The 1565-nt window shown below is 33.5% G+C and carries 2 protein-coding genes; both read left to right on the top strand.

Annotation, left to right across the window (positions count from 1 at the left end):
• Positions 1 to 91: 91 nt before the first annotated feature.
• Positions 92 to 1096: an AbiTii domain-containing protein gene (locus SB658_RS21805; protein WP_163260194.1), complete on the top strand. Its 1005-nt coding sequence runs from the start codon at positions 92 to 94 to the stop codon at positions 1094 to 1096.
• 165 nt (positions 1097 to 1261) lie between these two features.
• Positions 1262 to 1489 (top strand): helix-turn-helix domain-containing protein, encoded by a 228-nt coding sequence (locus SB658_RS21800; RefSeq protein WP_124048207.1) that lies wholly within the window; start codon positions 1262 to 1264, stop codon positions 1487 to 1489.
• Positions 1490 to 1565 lie beyond the last annotated feature (76 nt).

Raw genomic sequence — 1565 nt, 5'->3', positions numbered from 1 at the left:
ATAAAACAACAATTTTATCTCAATTTAGTAGAGAGTTCCCTAAAATATGCTAAAATACCTTAAGGGTAAAAATTGGAAGGGGCGGTAGTCAATGGTTAAGAATAGAAATTTAGAAGCATTAAATTTATCTGAGGAGATACTACGTAATTTTGAATTGAATGAGATACCTACTCAGCATATTGTTTTAAAATGTTTAAGATTAGCACGTCTAATCAATGATTTCAATGCAGTTGAGTGGTTAAAATATGAAGCTAATGGCTTTGCAATAAATGAAGAAGGTTACTTAACTAGTGAAGCTTGGGAAGCTTGCGCAAGGTCTGGAAGGCGTTTTTTTACAGATGATCCAAAAAGTAAAGCCAAAAAACCTAAGAAAGTTGAAAAAGCCTTCACCGAAACAATTGCTGTTATGGAAGCGACAGTTGAAGCCTCAAAAGCTCGAATGAATGTAGCATATGACAGAGATATATCAATATCTTCTCAATCAACTATTTCACCCTTTATACCTCCTGGTAATTCAGCTGAGCGAAAAAACTTAGCTAATGCTATACGAGAATTTACCCGGAAAATTGAAAAGGTAAAGTCTAGATTGTATGAGTACGTATTCAATTTAAATCATGAGTTGAAATTTGGAGAGATAACAGAGGATATTTTCAAACGAAAACGTAAAACTGTTGACACTGTTCTAAAAGAAATCTGCCCTGAGGCAATTCAAAAATTTATTTCAGTATACGAAAACCTTAATTCAACTAATGATGAAGATTGGGCAAATGCAGTACATACCTGTAGAAGAATTATTAAAGAGGTTGCTGATTCTCTTTATCCACCATCAGACGAGCCTATTTCACTGTCTGGGGGAAAAATCATTAAAATTGGTGAAGATCAATATATAAATCGATTAATACAATATATTGATAGTAAGTCAACAAGTGAAAAATTTTCGTCCATTGTTGGATCACATTTAAAATTTATTGGTGAAAGGTTAGATGGTGTGCACGAGGCTGCAAACAAAGGAACTCATGCAGAAGTGACGCTCGATGAAGCAGAAAGGTACATTATCTATACTTATTTAGTTATCGGTGATATTTTATCTCTTTAAATTCAAGAAATGCAGTCATTTGGTAGATAACTATTAATTATGTAACCCCACCACAATTAAACATGTTCTAACGTGATTTAAGGAAAGGTCAAGGCAGATTGAAAGCCTTGGCCATTACTACAAATTTAATGATCATTATAAGTGATCAAAATTGAGGTGATAACAATGATTAAATCTAATTTAAAGCCCATAATAGACCAAAGAAAGATCAGTATCCGGAAACTTTCCAGGGATATTGATCACGAGTATCCGACTGTTAGAAAGCTTTACAATGACGAAATGGAGCGGTATCCAAGAGAGCTGTTAGATAAAGTCTGTACATACCTAAACATCAAGTTGCAGGAATTGCTGATATTCGAAAAAGGTCATAATCATATCGATCGCTTAGGATGAAAATGGTATACTAAAGTTACAAGGATAGGAAGTAATTACAAGTTTTCTAGGTCTACATAAAATCGTACTTTTATAG

The sequence above is a fragment of the Bacillus sp. SIMBA_008 genome, assembly GCF_046535495.1.
Taxonomy (GTDB): Bacteria; Bacillota; Bacilli; order Bacillales; family Bacillaceae; genus Bacillus; species Bacillus subtilis.
This window is presented reverse-complemented; position numbering and strand designations above follow the sequence as displayed.